Origin of the sequence: uncultured Cetobacterium sp. (genome assembly GCF_947039425.1) — a bacterium.
GTDB lineage: Bacteria > Fusobacteriota > Fusobacteriia > Fusobacteriales > Fusobacteriaceae > Cetobacterium_A.
Genome location: NZ_CAMQYW010000166.1, coordinates 1 through 4324, shown reverse-complemented (window position 1 = coordinate 4324; position 4324 = coordinate 1). Strand labels below are relative to the sequence as shown.

Below are 4324 nucleotides of genomic sequence, written 5' to 3'. Positions count from 1 at the left end.
GAATTTTTCAGATTTTTCTGTTAAAGATTTAACTACATATCAAAATAATAGTTATGTACAAACTCCTTTTGTATATAAAGGAAGAGATGGAATAAAATTATCTCTGTTTAAAGGGATACTTCAAGCTAATTCTAGCGGAGAGAAAGTAATAGAAGGAAGTCAAGTTCAAGTGTCTGAAAATACTGGAAACTATTATGGTGATGAATCTATAATTGGACCTAAAAAAATAAACATAGATATATTACCACTTCCAGAAAATGAACCTAAAGATTTTAAAGATATTGTAGGAAATATAGGATATAAAGATAATTGGAATATAGGGACTCCAACAGTTGGAGAAGCAATAACTTTAAATATAACTTTATCAGGAAAAGGAAATTTAGAAATGTTAAATACTCTCCCTATTGAAAATAATGATCAATTTAATATTTTTCAAAATACAAAAGAATATACTGAAAATATAAATAATGGACAGTATTTTAATCAAAAAAAATATGAACTAGCAATTATTCCTAAGGAAAAAGGAAAGTTGACTATTCCCAATATAAAAATTCCATATTTTAATGTAAAAAATAAAAAATATGAATATTTAACAATTTTAGGAAAAAAAATAGATGTTAAAGAAAATAAAAGTTTAGTGAAAAAAGATTATGCGACAGGCAAAAGTCCTATACAGAATAATATAGAAAAATCAAAAAAAATAAAAATTAATGAAATTAATATTAACCAATTAAAAATTGAAAAAATACCTGCAAAAAATAATTATAAATTGTTAAGTTTATTTTTAGGTATTGTAAGTATTTTAGAACTTGGATTTATTGTGTATATTAAGTTGAAAGATAATGAAAAATCTTCAAAATAACAAAATTACGCATCGATGAAAATAATTATTAAATAAAAAAAGCAGAATATCTGCTTTTTTATTTTTTCATAAATTTTTGAAAATGATTTTCACTTAATTTTTGAGAATTTCTTTGTTTTGGCTTTTCTTTTTCAATTTCTGTATTTATTTTGATATTATATTTATTTTTAGTTTTAGGAAGTTTAGATAATATTGTTTCTTGAACTTTTTTATAATCTGATCCATTTCCTATTTTAAACTCTTCATAAACTTCATCTTCATCATTAACATAGATTGTAACTTCTAATAAATCTCCAAATCTAGTTTTTATTAATTTAAAATCTTCAATTTTAGATATAATAACTTCATCATCTTCATCTTTAACTCTATTTAATACTACGACTTCACCTTTTAATTTTTTAGCTAATTCTATATATCCATCAAGAACTTGAATAAACATCTCTCTTGTAACATTTAACATGAATTTACCTCCTACTTATATTTCTAATATTATCTCATAGAGAACAAAAACTTACAAGAAAAATAAAATTAGTTTTAGTTTTATTACAATAAAATAATAAAACTGCATATAAGAGTTATTATATATATATATGTTACTTTTAAAATATATTATAATTATTATTTTTAATGCATTATAATAATGTACAAATCAACATTTCTTAAAGTGTTATCATCATTAACATAAACTTTACAACACTAGTATTTTATCTGTAATTTTAGAAAAGTGTTAAATTATTCTTAACACTTCATTGACTTCTTATGTGAATCATAGTACAATGTACCGTACCAGAGAGATACTGATATAATCCTGTAATAAGGTCAGGAGTTTCTACAAACCACCATAAATGGTTTATTATTAGGAGGAGTAATGACAAATTTTAATCAAAAAGACAATAGTATGCTAAGTGCTGTTGATTCTTATTTCCAACTTAGCAAATATAACACAAATATTTCTACAGAGATTACAGCAGGAATAACATCCTTTATGACAATGGCTTATATATTAATTATTCAGCCAATGTTTATGAGTGCTGCAGGAATGAATGTGCAAGCAGTAACAATTGTAACTGCAGTTTTATCAGCTTTTTTTTCTATTCTTATGGGACTATATACTAATAGACCATTTGTAATGGCACCAGCTATGGGATCAAATGCATTCTTTGCATATACTTTAGTTGCTGGTGGATTGGTAACATGGCAAGTTGCTATGGGTATGGTATTTTTATCTGGAATTATATTTTTACTTTTAACAATATTCGGATTAAGAGGATTAATAGTAGAAGCAATTCCAAAAAATTTAAAGTTTGCAATAGGAGTAGCTGTAGGATTCTATATTGCAATGGTAGGATTTAAAAATGGACAAATTATGACTATTGTTAATGGTAATATTGATATGGGAAGTATAACAAATCCAAATACAATTTTATCTTTAATTGGACTATTTATAACAATAGCATTAGTTTTAAATAAAGTTAAAGGTGGGGTATTAATTGGTATTGTTGTTACTACATTAATAGGTATTCCAATGGGAATTACTCAAGTACCACATTCTTTCTTCTCTATGCCACCATCAATTATGCCAATAGCTTTTAAATTAGATATTTTAGGAGCTTGTAAATTTGCATTTTTACCATTAATATTTACATTCTTTGTAGGAGATTTCTTCTGTACTTTAGGAACTTTATTAGGAGTTTCTGCTCAAGCAGGATTACTTGATGAAAATGGAAATTTACCAGATGTAGATAAACCTTTCTTAGTTGATTCTGTTGCAACTATTGTAGGATCAATTTTCGGATCAACTACAATAACAACGTTTTTAGAATCAGCAGCAGGAGTTGAAGCAGGAGGTAGAACTGGATTAACAGCAGTTTCTACAGGAGTTTGTTTTATATTTACTATATTTTTAACACCAATAGTTTATATTATTCCATCGTCTGCCACAGCACCAGCACTTATTTTCATTGGAATACTAATGATGACAAGTATGAAGTATATTGATATGGATGATATGACAGAGTTTGTTCCAGCTGTAATGACTATAATGTTTACCGTATTTACTAACAATATGGCAACAGGAATGAGCATGGGTATTGTTTCATATGTTATTATTAAAATATTAACAAAGAGATATAGAGATTTAAATATTCCAATTTTAGTATTAAGTTTGCCCCTTATGGCATATTTTATATTATTATAAATTTATTTCCACTTACAATTACTTGTAAGTGGATTTTTTTATTTAAAGGATTTATAAATTTAATCAGTAATATTAATATAATAGGACAAAATATAAATATTACTTTGGAGGTGTACTAAGTTGATTAAATTTATAAATTTTTTTATTAAACGATCACCTGAAATTGGAGAAGCTTTTATGCAACATATTAAAATATCTGGAATAGCTGTTCTTTTAGCTGTTCTAATAGGTGTCCCTCTTGGAATATGTATTGTTAAAAGTGAACGATTATCCAAAATAGTTTTATCTGTTGTAGGACTTTTTCAAACAGTTCCTAGCTTAGCTATTTTTGGATTAATTATTCCATTAATGGGAATAGGGATAGTTCCTGCTATATTTGTCTTGTTTTTATATTCCTTATTACCTATAATTTCAAATACTTATATAGGAATTAGAGGCGTTGATGAATCGATTATTCAAGCTGCTATAGGTATGGGAATGACAAATTTCCAAGTTTTATTAAAAGTGAAATTACCTATTGCTATATCTGTTATAATGGGTGGAATAAAAATTTCAGCTGTTGCAAATATAGGGACAACAACAATTGCAGCTCTTATAGGAGCTGGAGGGTTAGGAGAACTTATTTTTAGAGGAATCTCTACAAGTAATAATTATTTAGTTTTATCTGGAGCAATTCCTACAGCCATACTTGCTTTTTTAGTAAGTTATATTTTAGGAGTATTTGAAAAGTCTTTAACTCCAACAGGAATGTTAACAAATAGAAGTGATAAAAAGAAAAGTATTTTACAGTTGAAAGTTTTTTCAATAGTTTTTCTTGTGATTTTTTCTTTTAGGTCTTATAAAATGTTAACTACAACTAAACATCCTACAATTATAGTGGGGCATAAAAATTATCCAGAACAAAGAATTTTAGGTCAAATGATTAGTGAGTTAATAGAAGTAAATACTAAATATAAAGTAAATTTAATTGAATTTGGATCTACAAATGTAATTTTAGAAGCCTTACAAAATTCAGATATAGATATTTATCCAGAATATACAGGATCGGCTTATTCTGCTATATTAGGATTAAGCGGTGAAACAAACCCTAAAAAAGTCTTTGATATTATAAAAAATGCATATACTAAAGATTTTGGACTAGATATTACTAATCCTATGGGATTTCAAAATACATATGCATTTGCTATAAAACCAGAATTTGCTAAAAAATATAATTTAAAAACAATATCAGATGTAAAAAAAATAGCAGGGAATATAACGTTAAG

General features: G+C 26.0%; 4 protein-coding genes and 1 riboswitch. Of the genes, 3 read left to right on the top strand and 1 reads right to left on the bottom strand.

Annotated features, from left to right (window positions below):
• On the top strand, positions 1–862 hold an 862-nt coding region (locus Q0V09_RS08365), incomplete at its 5' end, for a BatD family protein (protein ID WP_297488445.1).
• A 58-nt stretch (positions 863–920) separates the two neighbouring features.
• On the opposite strand, the gene Q0V09_RS08360 is transcribed toward Q0V09_RS08365, so the two are convergent.
• The gene (locus Q0V09_RS08360; protein WP_297406035.1) at positions 921–1322 is read right to left on the bottom strand and encodes a hypothetical protein; all 402 of its coding nucleotides are present in this window, start codon (positions 1320–1322) and stop codon (positions 921–923) included.
• Between the two features lie 318 nt (positions 1323–1640).
• Positions 1641–1738, top strand: a riboswitch (purine riboswitch).
• Here Q0V09_RS08360 and Q0V09_RS08355 point away from each other — a divergent pair.
• Positions 1731–3059 carry an NCS2 family permease gene (locus Q0V09_RS08355; protein WP_297406036.1) on the top strand — a complete coding sequence of 443 codons (1329 nt, stop codon included), beginning with the start codon at positions 1731–1733 and terminating at the stop codon, positions 3057–3059. It overlaps the preceding riboswitch by 8 nt.
• 120 nt (positions 3060–3179) lie before the next feature.
• The coding region (locus Q0V09_RS08350) for an ABC transporter permease/substrate-binding protein (RefSeq protein WP_297488442.1) at positions 3180–4324 on the top strand (1145 nt) is incomplete at its 3' end.